The organism is Azotobacter armeniacus, from assembly GCF_054779355.1.
Genome location: NZ_BAAGYK010000048.1, coordinates 1 through 982 on the forward strand (window position 1 = coordinate 1; position 982 = coordinate 982).

The 982-nt window shown below is 64.6% G+C and carries 2 protein-coding genes; both read left to right on the forward strand.

Features of this window, described 5'->3' with window-relative positions; translation table 11 throughout:
* The first annotated feature begins 66 nt into the window (after positions 1-66).
* Positions 67-603 (forward strand): RNA polymerase sigma factor, encoded by a 537-nt coding sequence (locus ACYVD0_RS10450; protein WP_460426764.1) that lies wholly within the window; start codon positions 67-69, stop codon positions 601-603.
* Positions 596-982 (forward strand): hypothetical protein (locus ACYVD0_RS10455; protein ID WP_460426765.1); only part of this gene is annotated, 387 nt, incomplete at its 3' end. The genes ACYVD0_RS10450 and ACYVD0_RS10455, both read left to right, overlap by 8 nt.

Genomic DNA, 982 nt, shown 5'->3' on the forward strand with positions numbered 1-982 from the left:
GGCTCCCGGCCAAGGAATTCAGCACGGCCAGCGTCCAACCTACAGAACAATCAGCAGGAAGCGGCGATGTCGCCGGACAGACAGACACTGGAGAAAGCACGCGCGGGTGACGCTGCGGCCTTTGCCGAGGTGGTGGACAGTTGCTACGCCAGCATTTTCCGCTTCGCCATGAAATACACCGGCCAGCGTCAGGACGCCGAGGATGTGGCCCAGCAGGCCTGCATCAAGCTGGCACATTCGATCGCCAGCTACCGCTTCGAGTCGGCCTTCAGCAGCTGGCTGTATGTGCTGGTACTCAACTGCGCCCGCGACTGGCATCGCCAGCAGTCGCGCCACCGCGCAGACACGCTGGACGAGGACTGCGGCGAAGCGGTGACGGACTCAGCGGACGAATCCCGGGTCTATCTGCGTCAGGTACTCGACGAGGTGGATGCCATGGGCAGCGGCTACCGCGACACCCTGGTACTGGTGGCCGGCGAAGGCCTGAGCCACCGCGAAGCGGCCGAACTGCTCGGCGTGAAGGAGTCCACCATTTCCTGGCGTCTCCATGAAATTCGCAAGAGGCTGGCCTCTGCTGCCATGCGGGAGGATGGTCATGACTGATGACGATCTGAAATCCCTGTTCGACGGGATGGACAGGATCGAACCCGGCGAAGAGGCCCGAGCCAGAGCTCGTCAGGCTGCGCTGGCGGCCTTCGCTGAAAAAAATCCACCAGCGCCCCAAGGAAATGTCACGCCGCTGCGTCTCCCTCCTGACAGCAACCCGCTGGACGGAAACGGGAGAAGCAGGATGAACATGTCGAAACGACAGTGGCTGATGGGCGGCGCCGCCAGCGCCGCCGTGATGGCACTGGCGGTATCCGTGGTGATGGAAACCGGCAACCCGCCGTTCGAGCCGCGCCCAGTGCTGCCGGTCGCCAGTGAAGGGACCGCACCGAAGCCGGCACCGCCCGAGGAGGCCCGGCGCGATCAGCAGGCGCAG

Bases quoted from the DNA above. Each gene is read 5' to 3' on its own strand.
- ACYVD0_RS10450 (WP_460426764.1), top strand. From the start codon at position 67: ATGTCGCCGGACAGACAGACACTGGAGAAAGCACGCGCGGGTGACGCT.